Origin of the sequence: Candidatus Merdisoma sp. HCP28S3_D10, from assembly GCF_052065835.1 — a bacterium.
GTDB lineage: Bacteria > Bacillota > Clostridia > Lachnospirales > Lachnospiraceae > Laedolimicola.
Window position 1 is genome coordinate 186,860 of record NZ_JBQHTG010000004.1, and the last position, 17,182, is coordinate 204,041.

The 17,182-nt window shown below is 53.3% G+C and carries 14 protein-coding genes; 1 reads left to right on the forward strand and 13 read right to left on the reverse strand.

Annotation, left to right across the window (positions count from 1 at the left end; all coding sequences use genetic code 11):
- Positions 1-345: 345 nt before the first annotated feature.
- The 13 genes from aspS to scfA all read right to left on the reverse strand — a co-directional run bounded on the left by aspS (position 346) and on the right by scfA (position 16,546).
- On the reverse strand, positions 346-2,121 hold the full coding sequence (gene aspS / locus ACTNCH_RS11305) for an aspartate--tRNA ligase (RefSeq protein WP_441018041.1): 1,776 nt from the start codon (positions 2,119-2,121) through the stop codon (positions 346-348).
- Between the two features lie 47 nt (positions 2,122-2,168).
- Positions 2,169-3,410: a histidine--tRNA ligase gene (hisS, locus tag ACTNCH_RS11310; RefSeq protein ID WP_441018039.1), complete on the reverse strand. Its 1,242-nt coding sequence runs from the start codon at positions 3,408-3,410 to the stop codon at positions 2,169-2,171.
- Positions 3,407-4,021: an HD-GYP domain-containing protein gene (locus ACTNCH_RS11315; RefSeq protein WP_441018037.1), complete on the reverse strand. Its 615-nt coding sequence runs from the start codon at positions 4,019-4,021 to the stop codon at positions 3,407-3,409. The genes hisS and ACTNCH_RS11315 overlap by 4 nt, the downstream gene beginning before the upstream one ends.
- Before the next feature lie 12 nt (positions 4,022-4,033).
- Positions 4,034-5,491 carry a coproporphyrinogen dehydrogenase HemZ gene (hemZ, locus tag ACTNCH_RS11320; RefSeq protein ID WP_441018035.1) on the reverse strand — a complete coding sequence of 486 codons (1,458 nt, stop codon included), beginning with the start codon at positions 5,489-5,491 and terminating at the stop codon, positions 4,034-4,036.
- 38 nt (positions 5,492-5,529) lie between these two features.
- On the reverse strand, positions 5,530-6,159 hold the full coding sequence (locus ACTNCH_RS11325) for an MBL fold metallo-hydrolase (RefSeq protein WP_441018033.1): 630 nt from the start codon (positions 6,157-6,159) through the stop codon (positions 5,530-5,532).
- Between the two features lie 14 nt (positions 6,160-6,173).
- The gene (locus tag ACTNCH_RS11330; RefSeq protein ID WP_441018032.1) at positions 6,174-8,480 is read right to left on the reverse strand and encodes a RelA/SpoT family protein; all 2,307 of its coding nucleotides are present in this window, start codon (positions 8,478-8,480) and stop codon (positions 6,174-6,176) included.
- A 76-nt stretch (positions 8,481-8,556) separates the two neighbouring features.
- Positions 8,557-8,979 carry a large conductance mechanosensitive channel protein MscL gene (mscL, locus tag ACTNCH_RS11335; RefSeq protein WP_441018030.1) on the reverse strand — a complete coding sequence of 141 codons (423 nt, stop codon included), beginning with the start codon at positions 8,977-8,979 and terminating at the stop codon, positions 8,557-8,559.
- Between the two features lie 20 nt (positions 8,980-8,999).
- Positions 9,000-9,524, reverse strand: a complete 525-nt coding sequence (locus tag ACTNCH_RS11340) for an adenine phosphoribosyltransferase (protein ID WP_441018028.1) — start codon at positions 9,522-9,524, stop codon at positions 9,000-9,002.
- A 137-nt stretch (positions 9,525-9,661) separates the two neighbouring features.
- Positions 9,662-10,930, reverse strand: a complete 1,269-nt coding sequence (locus tag ACTNCH_RS11345; RefSeq protein WP_441018026.1) for an L-cysteine desulfidase family protein — start codon at positions 10,928-10,930, stop codon at positions 9,662-9,664.
- A gap of 52 nt (positions 10,931-10,982) precedes the next feature.
- Complete coding sequence (recJ, locus tag ACTNCH_RS11350; protein ID WP_441018024.1) at positions 10,983-12,701, reverse strand: single-stranded-DNA-specific exonuclease RecJ; 1,719 nt, start codon at positions 12,699-12,701, stop codon at positions 10,983-10,985.
- 109 nt (positions 12,702-12,810) lie between these two features.
- Positions 12,811-14,952 carry a protein translocase subunit SecD gene (gene secD, locus ACTNCH_RS11355; RefSeq protein WP_441018022.1) on the reverse strand — a complete coding sequence of 714 codons (2,142 nt, stop codon included), beginning with the start codon at positions 14,950-14,952 and terminating at the stop codon, positions 12,811-12,813.
- Between the two features lie 6 nt (positions 14,953-14,958).
- Positions 14,959-16,323: a thioether cross-link-forming SCIFF peptide maturase gene (gene scfB / locus ACTNCH_RS11360; RefSeq protein WP_441018020.1), complete on the reverse strand. Its 1,365-nt coding sequence runs from the start codon at positions 16,321-16,323 to the stop codon at positions 14,959-14,961.
- A 79-nt stretch (positions 16,324-16,402) separates the two neighbouring features.
- Entirely contained in the window at positions 16,403-16,546 is a 144-nt protein-coding gene (gene scfA, locus ACTNCH_RS11365) for a six-cysteine ranthipeptide SCIFF (protein WP_158362647.1), read from the reverse strand.
- A 255-nt stretch (positions 16,547-16,801) separates the two neighbouring features.
- On the opposite strand from scfA, the gene ACTNCH_RS11370 reads away from it, so the two are divergent.
- Entirely contained in the window at positions 16,802-17,176 is a 375-nt protein-coding gene (locus ACTNCH_RS11370) for a TIGR04086 family membrane protein (RefSeq protein ID WP_441018018.1), read from the forward strand.
- Positions 17,177-17,182 lie beyond the last annotated feature (6 nt).

A 17,182-nucleotide genomic window follows, 5' to 3' on the forward strand; every position in this document is an offset into this window, starting at 1 on the left:
CGCTGATATAATTCCGAGAAGTAGAAAAATCCCCGCAGCGGCATGTTTTCATTCCAGGTACTCTGATGCTCGTACAGATTCATCGTAACTCCAAACATGAAGGACAAATCATTTTTGCATACTTCGCCCTTGGGCGTACTTTGGGTGTGTTGATTTCGAACTGAAATCCAGACCTTTATCTTTCGTGAACAGCTGCGGAAGACACCGCGCTGCATATCGTGTAAAATGAATCCTGTTTCATAAGAAAACAGTGCCGACCGGATATGCGCCTTTTTCACATGACATACCCTTTATCGACACTGTTATTTTACCAATTTATAGCAATTTTGACAAGTATTACTTTTCCTAGTCTTCCTTTTCTTCTTTCTCGTCCTTTACGATGGCGATATGCACATCTGCCAGCTGCTTCGGATCTACCGTCGCCGGAGCGCCCATCATAACGTCCTGTGCCGTCTTGTTCATGGGGAACGGAATAATCTCGCGGATGCTCTCCTCGCCTGCCAGCAGCATCACCATACGGTCTACGCCGGGAGCGATACCTGCGTGAGGCGGAGCTCCGTAGCAGAACGCGTTGTACATGGCCGGGAACTTGGCTTTCACATCATCCTCTCCCAGACCTACCAGCTCGAAGGCCTTTACCATAATCTCCGGATCGTGGTTGCGGACTGCGCCGGAGGACAGCTCCACGCCGTTGCAGACCAGATCGTACTGGTAAGCGTAGATCTCCAGCGGATTCTTCTCCTCCAGATCCTTCATGCCGCCCTGGGGCATGGAGAACGGGTTGTGGCAGAACTCCAGCTCGCCGGACTCCTCGCCAATCTCATACATGGGGAAGTCTACAATCCAGCAGAATTCATAGCATTCTTTTGTCATATGACCCTCTACGGTATTACCGAGAATCTTACGAAGAGCGCCTGCAGTCTTCTGGGCTGCCAGTTTCTTGCCTGCGGTCAGACCTACGAAATCGCCGGCCTTCAGACCCAGGGCCTCTACCACCTGATCCTTGCGCTCAGTTACGAACTTAGAGATACCGCCTACCAGCTCGCCATTCTCGTCCAGACGGAACCAGTACGCCTTATTGCCGGTCTGTACCTCGGTATCGGCGCAGATCTTGTCAATCACCTTACGGGTAGCCTTGAAATCGCTGAATACCACAGCCTTTACGGTCTGTCCCTCAAAGGGGCCGAAGCCGCAGTCTGCCAGACACTCGGTAGCGTCCTGTACCACCAGATCGATGCGCAGATCCGGCTTATCTGAGCCGTATACTTCCATGGCGTCATGGTAAGAGATCCGACGGAACGGAGCCTTGGATGCGGTATTGTAGGTGCCGTATTTTTCAAATACCGGCGGAAGTACATCCTCCAGCACCGCGAATACGTCCTCCTGGCTGGCAAACGCCATCTCCATATCCAGCTGATAGAACTCTCCCGGAGAGCGGTCTGCTCTGGCATCCTCGTCGCGGAAGCAGGGAGCGATCTGGAAATACCGGTCAAAGCCGGAGGTCATCAGGAGCTGCTTGAACTGCTGGGGCGCCTGGGGCAGCGCGTAAAACTTGCCCGGATGGTTTCTGGAGGGTACCAGATAATCTCTTGCGCCTTCCGGAGAAGAACAGGTCAGAATCGGAGTGGTAATCTCCAGGAAACCGTGATCGGTCATGCTTCTCCGAAGCTCTGCTACCACATTGCTGCGAAGTACGATCCGATCCTTGACAGCCGGATTACGCAGGTCAAGGTAACGGTATTTCAGACGGGTATTCTCGTCTGCCTCCTTGGAATGGTTGATCTCGAAGGGCAGCTCATTATAACGGCAGCGTCCCAGCACCTGGATATCGGTGGGAACCACCTCAATCTCACCGGTGGGCAGCGCCGCGTTCTTGCTGGAGCGCTCCCGGACTACGCCTGTAATGGACAGGGTAGACTCGGTGTTCACGCCTGCTAGTCTTGCCATCATTTCTTCGGTCTCGATAACAGCCTGGGTGGTTCCGTAAAAATCTCTCAGGATCAGGAAACCAAGGTTTTTGCTGACTTTCCGCAGGTTCTCATACCAGCCTACCAAAGTCACGGTTTCACCTGCGTTTGCGAGACGCAGCTCGTTACAGGTGTGTGTTCTTGACTGAAACATACTTTTTTCCTCTCTTATCTATCGCTATTCTTGTAACAGTGTCTCTCTTAAAACAGGCTCGGAAGCTCCGCAAGGGAAACCTCTGTCTGCTCCCCGGTCGCCATATCCTTTACGTTGGCCGCGCCCTTAGAAAGCTCGTCCGCGCCGATGATCACGACCTTCTTCGCGCCGATCTTATTGGCGTACTTCATCTGTGCCTTGACGCTTCGATCCATATAATCGGTCTCCACAATCAGACCGTGGCTGCGGATCTCGTTGACCAGCTTATACGCCTTTGCCTTCGCTTCCGCACCCAGAATTCCCACATAGAGATCCGGAGTCTCCATAGCCGGAAGCTCCACGCCCTCTTTCTCCAGGAAATACAGGATTCTCTCAATTCCCATGCCAAAGCCTACCGACGGAATATCCTGCTTCTCGTCAATCTCATGAATCAGGCCGTCGTAGCGTCCGCCGCCGCAGAGGGTGAAGCCCTCGGAATTGACAAACTCAAATACGGTCTTGGTGTAATAGTCCAGACCGCGGACGATGCCTGTATCTACCTCAAAGGGAATCTCCAGCTCTGTCAAAAGAGCCTTTAGCTCCTCAAAATGATTTCTGCACTCCTCGTCCAGATAATCGATGGTGCGGGGCGCGTCCTTTACAATCTCCTTGCACTCCGGAACCTTGCAGTCGATGACACGCATGGGATTTTTCTGCATACGCTCCCGGCAGGTGGGACACAGGGCGTCCTCATGCTTTCTCAGATACGCAAGCAGTGCGTCATTGTAATCCTTCTTACAGTTGGGACAGCCAATGCTGTTGATATGAAGCTTCACGTCCTTCAGGCCCAGCTTCTTAATCAGGCTCGCTGCCAGGGAGATAACTTCCACCTCGGCCAGCGGGCTTTTGGATCCCACGAACTCCACGCCGAACTGGTGATGCTGGCGGAGACGTCCGCTCTGGGGCTTCTCATAACGGAAGGCCTGGGTCACATAGTACAGCTTGGTGGGCGCCGGGTTGGCATAGAGATTGCGCTCCAGGTAAGCGCGCATAGTCCCGGCTGTTCCCTCCGGCTTCAGGGTAATGCTTCTGCCGCCCTTATCCTCGAAGGTATACATCTCCTTCTGTACCACGTCGGTAGTCTCGCCTACGCCGCGCTGAAACAGCACGGTATGCTCAAAAATCGGGGTAATAATCTCAGACATATTGTAGGTGCGCGCCAGCTCTCTGGCCTGCTTTTCCACCCAGGCGCGCTTATGCATCCGCTCGCCGTACCAGTCTTCCACTCCTCTTGGTGCCTGTGTTATCATATCGTCTCCTCCTCTGTAATCCGGACCTTCATGCCGGGCAGCGCCCATTTATCCTGCCATTCCTCTTCGTGAATGGCCCGCTGGAAGGCCAGAAATACTTTCATGTCAAAATTTTTCACTTCATCGATCATCAGCTCCACCGCCGTATCCGAATCAAAGGCGGCGCGGTAGGGCCGGGTCGAGGTCAGTGCCGCGTAGACGTCGCAGACCCGCAAAATCTTCGCTCCCAGCGGGATCTGATCCCCCGCCAGATTCTCCGGATAGCCGGAGCCGTCGTAATTCTCATGGTGATAGAGAATGCTCTCCACCACAAAATCAGAGAAATCGTCCCGCATCAGCAAGTCGTAGCCCAGACGCGGGTGCATCCGGACATATTTCATTTCCTCAATTTTCAGGGTATCCTTATTGCGGCCATACAGATAACCGGACACGCAGAGCTTCCCGATATCATGTACCATACCGGCCAGAGCCAGCTCGTGACACTGATTCTCGTATAGTCCCAGCTCCTTTGCCACATAGTAAGCCAGATTGCTTACCCGGATTCCATGGTTGATCTCCTCCGTTACATCTTCCTCGAAAAAGGAGATGGGAGTCTGCTCGCTTTCACTCATGCCTACCTCTGTCTACAACAATCCATTCTTCTCCATAAAGCTTCTCTTCCGCTCAATCATCTCATCGATACGTTCGATATACTGCTTTACATCTTTTACATTTTCCACGCGCTCGATGTGATCGGACGCAAAGACAAACTTGGTGGAGGCTCCTGCGCCTGCCGCCAGAATGGTCTGTTTTTCTTCCATAATCAGTATATTGTAAATTCCGGCTTTGTCAACCTTTGCATAGCCCACATTTTCAAAATTTCCCGCCATATTCTTCTGACGGTACAGGTAATAGGGATATACGCCCTGTTCCACACAATACCGATAGGTTAAATCCATAATCTCCTGACTGTTCTTCAGACCCATCTCCTCATAGGTATCCCGGAACAGCTTAAGCCGGGCCGCCCGCTTCACTGCCAGGGAATGGACCGTAATGCTGTCCGGATCCAGAGCCCGCAGCTCTTCCATGGTGTGGCGCACGTCTTCTATATTCTCTCCGGGAAGTCCCACAATCAGATCCATATTGATGTTGTCGTGGCCCGCCTCCCTTGCCATCCAAAAGGCCTCCTTTGTCTCCTCCACCGTATGCTTCCGGCCGATGAGATCCAGGGTCTTCTGGTTCATGGTCTGGGGATTCACCGAGATACGCGTCACCTTGTGTTCTTTTAAAACCCGCAGCTTCTCCGGCGTCACACTGTCGGGACGTCCGGCCTCCACGGTCAGCTCCTGAAGGTATGTGAAATCAAAATTCTCTTCGATACAGGTCATCAGCCTGTCCAGCTGATCTGCCGTCAGGGTCGTAGGCGTACCGCCGCCCACATAGACCGTATTCAGCTTTCGTCCCCTGTAGGCCTCTCCCAGAAATCGAATTTCTTTAAATAAGGCCTCCAGATAATCCTCCACCTTCTTCTCCCACAGCTTGATCGGGGAAGAAGAAAAGGAACAGTAGAGACAGATACTGGGGCAGAAAGGAATTCCCACATAGAGACTGTAGCCGTTCTCATAATCCAGATTTTTCAGTACTTCCTTTTCCCGGTTGGCAATGGAGATAGCCAGAGCTGCTTTCTCCTTGCTGCAGTCGTAGGTCTCCCACATATACCGGGCGATTTCCGGATTGGTTTTCCCCGCCTCCAGCATAGCCATGGGGATCTTCGTAGGCCGGATGCCTGTCAGCGTTCCCCAGGGAAGCGTCTGGCCCGTAAAGGCGCAGAGCTTATCGTACATCAGCTTTTTCAGCTGATTTTTAACTGCTTTTCGTTCCGGATTTTCCACATAAACATGGCCTTTCTCCTGAAAGGCCCCTTGCTCCATGATGGAAAAGCAGATGTCCCGATCCGTAACCTGTACGTCCATCTGCACCGGAACATCTTCCGTAAAAGCTTCCTTTACGCGTACCTGTACCTCCTCGCCGCCGTAAAAGGCCTGAATCAGCGAATGGATATCATACGCAAAGCTTTCCTCATTGATCTTAACTTCAATCATTACTTTTATCCTTTTTCATGTAACCCCGGGGCGTCCGGTCAGCCGCCCAGATAGGGATTGTATCTCCGCTCCGCGCCGATGGTGGTCGTTTCCATATGTCCCGGATAAACGACCGTCTCCTCCGGCAGGACTGCCAGCTTTTCTTTGACAGAACGCACCAGCTCTCCCATGCTTCCTCCGGGGAAATCCGTCCGTCCCACAGAACCCGCGAACAGCGTATCTCCGGAAAACAGAACCCCTGCCTCCTGATTGTAGTAGCAGCAGCCTCCCGGCGTATGGCCCGGCGTGGCAAATACCCAGAAGCACAGTCCTGCCGCCTCAATCATCTGGCCGTCCTGCACCCAGACGTCCGCGCTTAAGGACACGCCGCGTCCAAAAAGGGCGGTAGACAGGTTCTGGCCGGGATCTGAGAGCAGCTCCCGCTCCTTCTCACAGGCATAGACCGGAATTCCAAGCTTCTCCTTCAGTCCCGTCACGCCCAGCATATGATCTGCATGTCCGTGGGTCAGGAAAACAGCCTTAAGTTCCAGTCCTTCCTCAGAAGCCTTTTTTACAATAGCATCCGGACGATCTGCCGGATCGATTACGACAGCCTCTTTGGTGTCTTCCTTTATGGCAAAATAGCAGTTGGTCCCAATCTGACCAAGCACCATACTCTCTACTTTCATCGAAACCTCCCGCGTCAGCCTGTGGCACGCTCCACGTCCATGACGCTCTCTACCTGATACAGCTTCTCTGCGATCTTCTGCAGCTCTTCCTTGCCGCCGATCTCAAAGGTAATGGAGATGGTAGCGGTTCCCTGCTTACTGGTACGCACATTCATCTGTGTCATATCAATATTCCGTTCCGTAAAGATCTTGGAAATATCTACCAGAAGTCCGGTACGGTTGTTGGCGTAAATCTTAATCTCCGTCGCATACTTCTCTCCGGAGGACGAGGAGCCCATATCCTGCCACTCGGCGTCAATGAGACGCGCCCGCTCCGATTCCTGGAGGCTCATGATATTGACACAGTCGGTCCGGTGAATGGACACGCCGCGGCCTCTGGTCACATAACCTACGATCTCGTCTCCGGGCACCGGGCTGCAGCACTTGGAGAAGCGTACCGATACGTCGCTTAAGCCCTTGACGATGATACCGCTCTTGGACTTGGCCAGCTTCAGCTTCTTCTCGCTGTTCTCTGTGACCGCCTCCATGACCTTCTCGTCTGTGATCTCCTTCTTGTGGAGCTTCTCATACTCCTCCACCATCTTGTTGACCACCTGGCCCTCCTTCAGACCGCCGTGGCCGATGGCCGCAAGGACAGAATCCCAGTCCCGGAAGCCGTATTTCCGCATCATCATTTCCTGGAATTCCGGCTTCATAATATCCGGCATGTAGATGCCCTTGGTCTTGCAGTACTGGGTCAGCATCTCCTTGCCTTTTAAAATATTATCCTCTTTAAACTGGTTTTTAAACCACTGATTGATCTTATTTTTCGCCTGGGTGCTCTTAACCACATTCAGCCAGTCCCGGCTGGGACCCTTAGAATTCTGCGAGGTAATGATCTCGATCCGGTCGCCGTTCTGGAGCTTGTAATCTATGGTTACCAGTTTGCCGTTGACCCGGGCGCCAATCATCTTATTGCCTACGGCGCTGTGTACACTGTATGCAAAGTCAATGGGCGTAGATCCGCTGGGCAGCGTCTTCACGTCGCCGGAGGGCGTAAAGCAGTATACGCTCTCGGAGAACAGATCCAGGTCGCTCTTTAACAGGTTCATGAATTCCCGGTTATCGGACATGTCCCGCTGCCACTCCAGAATCTGGCGCAGCCAGGTCATCTTCTCAGCCTCCTGCTGATCCACCGTCTTCTTTCCGTCGCTGCTCTCCTTGTACTTCCAGTGGGCGGCGATACCATACTCGGCCGTCTTGTGCATCTCATAGGTACGGATCTGAATCTCGAAGGGCTGGCCGTTGGGGCCTATGAGGGTGGTGTGGAGGGACTGGTACATATTGGCCTTAGGCATGGCGATATAATCTTTGAACCGTCCCGGTATGGGCTTATACATCTCATGGATGATACCCAGAGCCGCATAGCAGTCTTTCACGGTCTCCACGATAATCCGGACTGCGAATAAATCGTAAATCTGATCCAGCGTCTTGTGCTGGTTCACCATTTTCTTATAGATACTGAAGAAATGCTTGACCCGGCCGTCCACGTGGGCTTCGATTCCCGCGTTGTCCATATGCTGCTTGACCTCCGCCACAATCTTCTGGACAAAGGCTTCCCGGACGCTCCGCTTTTCAGAAATCTGCTCCTTTAAGTCATAATAGGCCTCCGGCTCCAGATACTTCAGCGACAGATCGTCCAGCTCGTTCTTCACCTTGGAGATACCGAGCCGCTGGGCGATGGGCGCATAGATATCCATGGTCTCCCGGGCCTTTTCCTTCTGCTTCTCCGGCTTCATATACTGAAGGGTCCGCATATTGTGCAGGCGGTCGGCCAGCTTAATTAGAATCACACGGATATCCTTGGCCATAGCCAGGAACATCTTCCGCAGGTTCTCCGCCTGGATCTCGATCTTGTCCGCCGAATAGGACAGCTGTCCCAGCTTGGTGACGCCGTCTACCAGAAGGGCCACGTCGTCTCCGAATTCCGCCGCGATCTCCTCGGTGGTCATCACCGTATCCTCCACCGCGTCGTGCAGAAGTCCCGCCACGATGGTCTCCTTATCCAGCTCCAGATCTGCCAGAATAATCGCTACGCATAAGGGGTGAATGATATACGGCTCTCCCGACTTCCGAAGCTGGCCCTGATGCGCCTCTGACGCAATCTTATAAGCCTTTTCAATCATAGAGATATCGGTGGACGGATGATACTTGTGAACGCTGGCGATCAGCTCCTTATAAAGGACCTCCGGACTGGTGAAGTCCTGCATTGCCTTCACATTCTCATCGTCCCGGTCCACTTCCAGATCTCTGTTTTTTACACCGATTTTCGTATTTGCCATAATCAACACCTGCCTTTTACATTCCCGAATCGCTTTCCCGCGCTGTCAGAAGCACGCGCTTCCGGCGGCACCGGATTTATACCTCAGATGTACAATGGGGACATCTGGTTGCCTTGATATCAATCTCGGACATACAATAGGGACACCTCTTTGTGGTCGGGGCCTTGGGCTCCTCCGGTTTCTTTATCATCTTATCCTTCGCTGTATTCATGGCCTTGATGATACAGAAGATCACCAGCGCAATCAGCAGAAAATTGATCACCGCAGAAAGGAAAGCGCCGTAGTTGAGCGTCGCCGCGTTCTCTCCCACGCCGAAGGATACGGACATACCCGCGATATCAAAGCCTCCGGTGATCAGGGAAAGCAGGGGCATAAAAATATCATTGACCAGAGAATTCACAATCGCCGTGAAGGCGCCGCCGATGATCACACCGACTGCCATATCCATGACGTTTCCTCTGGAAATAAACTTCTTAAATTCATTCATAAAATTTTTCATCACTCGTATTCTCCCGGCTTTTATTTTCCTTCGTAGCGGATGACGGAAGCCACGTCATAATCCTTCAGACGCTCTCTGCCCTTTAAGCCTGCCAGCTCCATCAGGAAAATAATCTTCACAACCTCGCCGCCCAGCTCCTCTACCAGCTTCGCAGCCGCCTCGATGGTTCCGCCCGTCGCAATCAGATCATCCACCAGAACTACCTTCTGGCCCGGCTTGATGGAATCCTTATGCATCTCAATCTCTGCGGTGCCGTACTCCAGGTCATAGGCTCTGGAAACGGTCTCACAGGGCAGCTTTCCTTTCTTACGGACCAGTACAAAGGGCTTATGCAGATTGTAGGCAAGTGGAGTACCAAACACGAAGCCTCTGGACTCTGCTCCTACGACCACATCAAAGTCCACGCCCTCCAGCAGCTTCTGCATGGAATCTATAGCCAGATGAAGGCCGTCCGCATCCTGTAATACAGATGTGATATCACGGAAAATAATACCTTCCTCCGGGAAATCCGGTATGCTTCTGACGTATTCTTCAATCTTTTTCATGTTTCTTCCTCTTCTTTCCTTTTTCTGTTAATTTCACGAACAAAAAACTACCGTCCTGTCCGCACGGTATTTAAATACCCGCCTATTATAGCATGATTCATGGGGTTTGACAAGACGGGAGGGTGAACGCCAAAGCCTCAGGGCTCCAGCATAATTTTCAGGATCTCCACATCGGTGGAGCGCATGCCCTCCCGGCCCATACGGCCAAAGCTCCTGATGGTTGCCTCCACATCTTCCTTTACCAGGCCCTCGCCGCTGCGGAAGCCCCTGTGCTCCGCCGCCATATAGTATGCCATAATGGCCGCGTCCACGGAGGAAGCAATTTTCGCCGCGCAGGAGGCCTTGGCTCCGTCGCAGACGATCCCGGATACATTGGCCAGGGTGTTGGTCATGGTCTCGGCTATGGTGTCAAAATCCGCCCCATGCAGGTATGCAATACCGGCTCCCGCACCGGCAGCCGCAGACACAGCCCCGCAGTAGGCGCTCAGCTTACCCAGCTCGTTTTTCTGGTAAATAGCCGCTAGGTTAGACAGCACTAATGCCCGGTATTCCTTCTCTTTATCCGCATACAGGTAATCGGCAAAAACAGCCACCGGCAGGCTGACGGTCATGCCCTGGTTGCCACTTCCGGAATTGATCATGACCGGCAGGACACAGCCATTCATACGGGCGTCGCTTCCCGCCGCCGGAAGGGCGCGGGCCCGGTTGCGCACATCGTCGCCGTAGTATTTCAGAATGGTCGCACCCACATTGGCTCCGTATTTCTTCGTCAGTCCCTCCCGGGCAATGCTCATATTGTAAGCCAGCTGCCGGTCTATCAGGGCCTGAATCTCTTCGATTTTCACTGTCTGGGCAAACTCGTAGATGTCCTTCAGATTCAGAAGGCTCCGATCGGTGGTTGCCGCGTTCTCTACCTTTTTCTCTTTCCGGAAAAGCACCTCTCCATTTTTCTCAAGCCTTACGATATTGGTATGGGAAAAGGCGATTTCCGCCAGCGCCGTATCCTCTCCCGCCTTCAGCTCCACGATAATCTGCAGGTTGGATACCCCCTCCAGAAGCTCCACATGGCAGATTTTTTCCTTCAGAAGCTTCCGGGTCAGCCTAAGATCCTCGTCTGTCACGTCCACCAGAACCTCCAGCTCTTTATCCGGATTTCCGCCTATAGCCCCCAGAATCGCGCTGGTTTCGATTCCCTTCAGATCGCCCGTGGTGGGAACGATGACTGCCTTTACATTCTTGATGATGTTGCCGCTGCAGCCTACCGTAATCGATTCCGGCATTTTCCCCAGAACCTCCCGGGCCTTCGCAGCCGCGTAGGCGATGGCAATCGGCTCTGTACAGCCCAGCGCCGGTACCAGCTCCTCCTTCAGAATTTCCAGATATTCCTCATAACTATGCTTTTCCATAATCTTCTCTTCCCGTTCTTTTTTTATTTTTTATTTTTTTACTTTTCTTCCCTTAGCGCCAGCTCTCCACTACCGCCTGTACGGTTCTCCTGCCCTGAAATTCATTGATTTCCGGATAATAGAGCAGGCAGACCCTGTCTTTTTTCTCCAGGTAACGCAGATCCCCCTCCACGTCCCCAAAGCTGATTCCCTCCAGACGGCTCCCCCTGTCATCCTCCAAAAGAGTCTTCAGCACATTGTGATTTTTCCCGATGATACGGGCGCTTTTCACCCGGACGTTCGCCGCCGCGAACAGGGGCTTGTCATTTCCCTTGCCAAATGGCTCCAGAAGCTCCAGCTCCCTTATGATCTGCTCTCCTGCGTACTGAATAGGCAGGACCGCGTCGTAGGACAGCGTCGGAACCAGATCCTCGTCGGTCAGACGGCAGTTTTCATTGAGGCGTTTCCGCAAAATCTCCACGTTTTCGGTGGGAATGGACAGGCCCGCTGCCATAGGGTGGCCGCCGAATTTGGTAAATAATTCCGCCACCTTCGTCATTTCCTCAAACATATGGTAACCCGGAATCGAGCGGCCTGAGCCCTTCACGCCCTCCTCCCCGTCGGTCAGCACAAAACAGGGACGGAAATACCGCTCCCGGATCCGTCCTGCGATAATCCCTGCCAGACTTTCGTGACAGTCGGGCAGATAGATCACCAGCACCCGGTCCTTTCCCAGCTCCGTTTTCTCCACCAGACGGATAGCCTCTTCTGTTCCCTTCGCCGTCAGATCCTTCCGGCTGTCGTTCAGAGCCTTCAGATCGCCTGCCAGCTTTTCTGCCTCTGCAGCGGTTCCGGCGCCCAGAAGCTCCAGGGCCCGCCTCGCCGTGTCCAGTCGTCCGCTGGCGTTAATACAGGGGCCGATGACAAAGCCGATATGGTAGGCGGTCAGCTTCTTCCCTTCCAGGCCGTTAACCGCCAACAGAGCCCGGTAACCGGGGTTATCTGTCTGCTCCAGCTGACGCAGTCCATATTTTACCAGAATCCGGTTTTCCCCGGTCAGATCCATGATATCGCCGATGGTGGCCACCGCCGCAAACTGGGCCAGTCTCAGGAATTCTTCCCTCGGAACGCCCGCCTCCTGATAGAGTACCTCCACCAGCCGCCAGGCCACCGCCGCTCCGCAGAGCTTCTTATAGGGATAGGGACAGTCTGCCTGCTTCGGATTCACGATCACGTCCGCCGGAGGCAGAATCGTGGTGCGACTTCCGTCCGGCTCCTCACGGTAGGGAATCTCGTGGTGGTCGGTGACGATGACGGTCATACCAATTTTTTTGGCATAGGCGATTTCTTTGGCTGCGGCGATACCGTTGTCGCAGGTGACAATGGTATCAATTCCCGCCTTCTTCGCCTGCTCTATCAGGTGCTCATTGATGCCGTAGCCGTCCTTCAGGCGGTCGGGAATCACCGTATCTACCCTTGCGTCGGCTCTTCTTAAGCCTGTCACCAGAATGTGGGTGGCGTTTACGCCATCGATATCATAATCGCCGATGATACGGATCGGCGTGCCCTCCCGGATTTTCCGAAGCAGCAGCGCCACAGCGGCTTCCATGCCCTTCATCAGCCGTGCGTCCGCCAGATCCTCCAGGGTTCCGTACAGATAGCTCCGTACCTCCGCCTCGCTTTCCCCAGCCCGGCTCCGAAGCAGCCGCATGGCCATGGGACTTACCCCGAATTTCTCTGCCAGCTCCTGATTGCCTTCGATTCTAGGGGCTTCGATCCACTGTTCCTTCATATATGTGCAATCTCCTGTAAATCATATTTCGTATGTATCATATGATAACATAAAAAGGCAGATGTTGCACCATCTGCCTTTTTCCTCAATATAAAATTCCCACAAAAGTTTAGTTTTTCTTACCCAGCTTCGTCTTCATCACATACCACAGCGCGCCTGTAATACAGACAGAGGAGTACGCGCCGCAGACGATACCTACCATCAGGGGCAGGGCAAACTCACGGATAGACGCGACGCCCAGCACATACAGCACTGCAACGGTGATAAAGGTCGTTACAGAGGTATTGACGCTTCGGGACAGGGTCTGGGTAATACTGCGGTTTACCAGCTCCTGCAGATCCGTCTTCCGTCCGGCCACTGCCAGATTCTCACGGATCCGGTCGAAGATAACGATAGTGGCATTGATGGAATAACCTACGATGGTCAACATGCAGGCAATGAAGTTGCTGCCCACAGACAGTCTTGCCACTGCGTAGAAGGCCAGTACCACCAGGACGTCATGCAGAAGAGCCGCCACCGCGCTGGTCGCGAACCGGATATCCTTGAACCGGAACCAGATATACAGCAGCATGAACAGGGCTGCCAGCAGTACAGCGGTGATGGCGTCGGAACGCATCTCGCTGCTGATTGCCGCGCCGATGTTCTCGATAGCGATCTGATTCTCATCTACGCCGAACTTCTCCACCAGCTCCTGGCACAGGGCCTCTCGGGTCTCCAGATCCAGGGCTCTGGTCTTCACGATGACATCGTTGCTGCCGTCTACCTTCTGGGCCTGAATCTCATTGCTTCCGATAACCTCGCTTACCACCGGCTTCACAGTCTCGTCGATCTCCTGAATGGACAGGGCCTCGTTCATCGGAATGGTAATGCTGGTACCGCCCTGGAACTCCAGGCTGTAATTCAGCGCGCCCTTACCCTTGGATCCGTTCACGCCCATCACTGCCAGTCCGCCCAGAATCAGCACTGCGGAAATCACAAAGCAGATATTTTTCTTGCTGAGGAAGTTTATGGTCTTACGCTCCTTCTGGATACCGTAAAGCTTCGCGTCCTGAAGGCCCAGCGCGTAAAACGCGTTCATAACCAGTCTGGTTATCACCAGGGCCGTAAACATGGAAACCACGATGCTTAAAGCCAGCGTATGGGCAAAGCCCTTGACCGATCCGGAGCCCTTCAGGCTCAGGATAACCGCCGCAATCAGCGTGGTAATGTTGCCGTCCAGGATAGCGGACAGCGCCTTCTGGAAGCCCGTCTTAATAGAGCCCTTTACCGACTTGCCTGCACCAATCTCCTCCCGGATACGGGCAAAGATAATAACGTTGGCGTCCACGGCCATACCGATACCCAGGATAATACCTGCGATACCCGGCAGGGTCAGGGTAATCTCAAAGGCATTTAAAAGTCCCAGTGTCAGACCCACGTAAGAGGTCAGCGCGATACCGGCTGCCACACCCGGCAGACGGTACATCGCAATCATGAAAATTACAACCAGCGCAAAGCCGATGATTCCGGCCAGCAGACTGGTACGGATAGCGTCAGCGCCAAGCTGCGCTCCTACTACCTTGGACTGAATCTCCTCCAGCTCTACCTTCAGGGAACCGATCCGGATGGTGGAAGCCAGCTGCTCAGCCGCCTCATAGGACTCCATATTGGTGATGGCTGCATTACCGTTGGTGATAGCATTCTGTACGGTGGGCGCGCTGATGGTCTCGCCGTCGTATACGATGGCAATGCGGGAACCGATATTAGCCGCAGTCGCCTCCGCAAACTTCTCGGCGCCCTCGTCCGTCAAAGTCAGAGCCACTTCATAATCGACATTGTTCAAATTGTCCTTGTAGGTTTTTGCCTCTGCCGTCTTGATATCTGTTCCGGACAGCAGTTCGTTACCGGACATATCCTGAAAGGAAAGAGAGCCAGGCTTTCCAAGTTCTTCCAGGATCGCGTTGGCGTCGGTCACGCCCGGAATCTCGATGTTGATCCGGTTGTCACCCTGGGGATAAACCTGCGCCTCGGTGCTGTAGCCCTCCACACGCTTCTGCAGCTTGTAGATGGTGTCGTTCATCTCCTCGGCGCTGGGTGTCTCTCCCTTAGCCTGATAGGTAATGCTTACGCCGCCTGCCAGGTCAAGACCCAGCGGAATGTTCTTTGCGGCTCCTGTTTTGTTCTCGCCTACTCCTACGGCAGCCAGTGCCAGCAGTCCCGCTGTCACTGCCACAGTCAGAATCAGGCTGATGATTCCTGTATTCTTCTTCATGATTCTTTATTCTCCTTGTCCGGCCGTAGCTGCCTTAATCATAATCGCACATTCCACACGCTTTCTCTGAAGCTCGCAGCCAACGTCATAGGCGTCGTTGATACTGCCATGGAAATTGTAGGAGTTGGCTGCGCAGCCGCCGCTGCAGTAGAACTTGGCGAAGCACTTCTGGCATTTCTCCTTTGCGTAGACATTACAGCACTTGAACTCATCGCGGAGCTCCTCGTTTTTCACGCCGTCCCAGACATTTCCCATAAGAAATTCTTCATTTCCCACGAACTGATGGCAGGGATACAGGTCGCCCCAGGGAGTCACAGCCAGGTACTCGGTTCCGGATCCGCAGCCGGACAGACGCTTGTATACACAGGGGCCTCCGGTCAGGTCAATCATGAAGTGGAAGAAGTTGAAATCATTCTCCTTGCCGTGACGCTTCACCATCTCAGCCGCCAGCTTATCGTACTGCTGGCAGATAAAGGGGATATCCTCCTCGCGGATAGCGTAATCCTCCTCCGACGGCGCTACAACCGGCTCTACGGACACCTGCTTAAACCCTAAGTCTGCCATATGCAGAACGTCCTCACAGAAATCCAGGTTGTTGTGGGTGAAGGTACCGCGCACATAGTAATTCGTCTGGTTCCGGCTGTCCGCCAGCTTCTGGAACTTGGGAACAATGATATCGTAGCTGCCATGCCCGTTCCGGAAAGGACGCATCTTATCGTTGACTTCCTTTCGTCCGTCGATACTTAAGACTACGTTGCTCATCTCTTTGTTGACAAACGCCTGCACCTCGTCATTTAAGAGGATGCCGTTGGTGGTCAACGTGAAACGGAACTTCTTATCGTGAAGCTTCTCCTGCTCCCGGCCATAGGCTACCAGATCCTTTACCACCTGCCAGTTCATCAGCGGCTCGCCTCCGAAGAAGTCCACCTCCAGATTCCGGCGGCTTCCCGAATTCGCAATCAGGAAGTCCAGCGCCTGCTTTCCTACCTCGTAGGTCATCAGCGCTCTGCGTCCGTGGTATTCGCCCTCCTCCGCAAAGCAGTAGCGGCAGGCCAGATTACAGTCATGGGCGATATGCAGGCACAGGGCCTTCACTACGGTAGAACGCTTCTTGAAATCTATAATCTTGTCCTTGTATGTATCTTCGGTAAAGAGGACGCCCTGTTTTTTAAGCTCCTCCACATCTTCCAGTACTTCGCGGATATCGCTCTCGGGCCAGCGGTCCTTTAACCGAGCCACAATCTCCTCCGGCTGACAGGCCTCGTCTACCAGGCCAATCACCTCATATGCCAGCTCGTCCACCACATGAACCGCGCCGCTGTTCACGTCCAGGACAATATAATATCCATTATTATAATAACGATGTATCATGTTTTCTCCTTAAATATCTTTGATCGATCAAATACCCCGCCGTCAGCGGCGGGGTATTCTAAACGCTTTTTTAAATGCCTTATTTATGCTGCTCGCATGTCTGGTTTCCTACGGTGCAGGATGTCTTACATGCTGACTGGCAGGATGTCTGGCACTCTCCGCAGCCACCTTTTTTCACGGTATTCTGCAGAATCTGTGTGTTCAGTGTCTGAATATGCTTCATCTTGGTTTCCCTCCTGTCTCTCTATCGTTACTGCTCACTCCGTTCTCAGTAACACGCTTCGCGGAACAGCACCTGTGGACAGTAACTTTATTTCTTCCAGGGCTTATGGATATCATGCCCTGTAGTTACAGAACAGTATAGCATAAATGCCGTGATTTTAAAAGCATTTTTTTCTATGCATGGATGAAAATTTCCTCTCATATACTGAACCAGAAAGGCGGCTCCTGCAGATGCCGCCCGTGGGGAGGTATTCATATGGATAAAATGAAGCATTACCAGGGCGCGGCCCTGCGGCTGCTGAAGGCCCTACTGGCCGCCTATATTGTCACAGGACTGCTGCTTCTGCTGCTGGCTCTGCTGCTCTATAAGCTGCGTCTGTCCGAGGCAGTCATAAATCTTGGGATCACTGCCATTTACCTTTTGGCCTGCTTTCTGACCGGCTTTCTCCTGGGTAAAATGATGAAAACCCGCAAGTATCTCTGGGGCGCGGCAGGCGGCCTCCTGTATTTTGCCCTGCTGGCCCTTATCTCCCTGGCTTCCCGCCAGGGCTCCTCCGGAACGCCCTCCAGTCTCCTGACTACACTGCTGATCTGCACGGCCGGAGGGTGCTTTGGGGGCATGCTGTCGTGAGAGGTT

Bases quoted from the DNA above. Each gene is read 5' to 3' on its own strand.
- scfB (WP_441018020.1), bottom strand. From the start codon at position 16,323: ATGATACATCGTTATTATAATAATGGATATTATATTGTCCTGGACGTG.
- hemZ (WP_441018035.1), bottom strand. From the start codon at position 5,491: ATGATTGAAGTTAAGATCAATGAGGAAAGCTTTGCGTATGATATCCAT.
- ACTNCH_RS11330 (WP_441018032.1), bottom strand. From the start codon at position 8,480: ATGGCAAATACGAAAATCGGTGTAAAAAACAGAGATCTGGAAGTGGAC.
- hisS (WP_441018039.1), bottom strand. From the start codon at position 3,410: ATGATAACACAGGCACCAAGAGGAGTGGAAGACTGGTACGGCGAGCGG.
- aspS (WP_441018041.1), bottom strand. From the start codon at position 2,121: ATGTTTCAGTCAAGAACACACACCTGTAACGAGCTGCGTCTCGCAAAC.
- recJ (WP_441018024.1), bottom strand. From the start codon at position 12,701: ATGAAGGAACAGTGGATCGAAGCCCCTAGAATCGAAGGCAATCAGGAG.
- ACTNCH_RS11340 (WP_441018028.1), bottom strand. From the start codon at position 9,524: ATGAAAAAGATTGAAGAATACGTCAGAAGCATACCGGATTTCCCGGAG.
- scfA (WP_158362647.1), bottom strand. From the start codon at position 16,546: ATGAAGCATATTCAGACACTGAACACACAGATTCTGCAGAATACCGTG.
- ACTNCH_RS11345 (WP_441018026.1), bottom strand. From the start codon at position 10,930: ATGGAAAAGCATAGTTATGAGGAATATCTGGAAATTCTGAAGGAGGAG.
- mscL (WP_441018030.1), bottom strand. From the start codon at position 8,979: ATGAAAAATTTTATGAATGAATTTAAGAAGTTTATTTCCAGAGGAAAC.
- ACTNCH_RS11325 (WP_441018033.1), bottom strand. From the start codon at position 6,159: ATGAAAGTAGAGAGTATGGTGCTTGGTCAGATTGGGACCAACTGCTAT.
- ACTNCH_RS11315 (WP_441018037.1), bottom strand. From the start codon at position 4,021: ATGAGTGAAAGCGAGCAGACTCCCATCTCCTTTTTCGAGGAAGATGTA.
- secD (WP_441018022.1), bottom strand. From the start codon at position 14,952: ATGAAGAAGAATACAGGAATCATCAGCCTGATTCTGACTGTGGCAGTG.
- ACTNCH_RS11370 (WP_441018018.1), top strand. From the start codon at position 16,802: ATGGATAAAATGAAGCATTACCAGGGCGCGGCCCTGCGGCTGCTGAAG.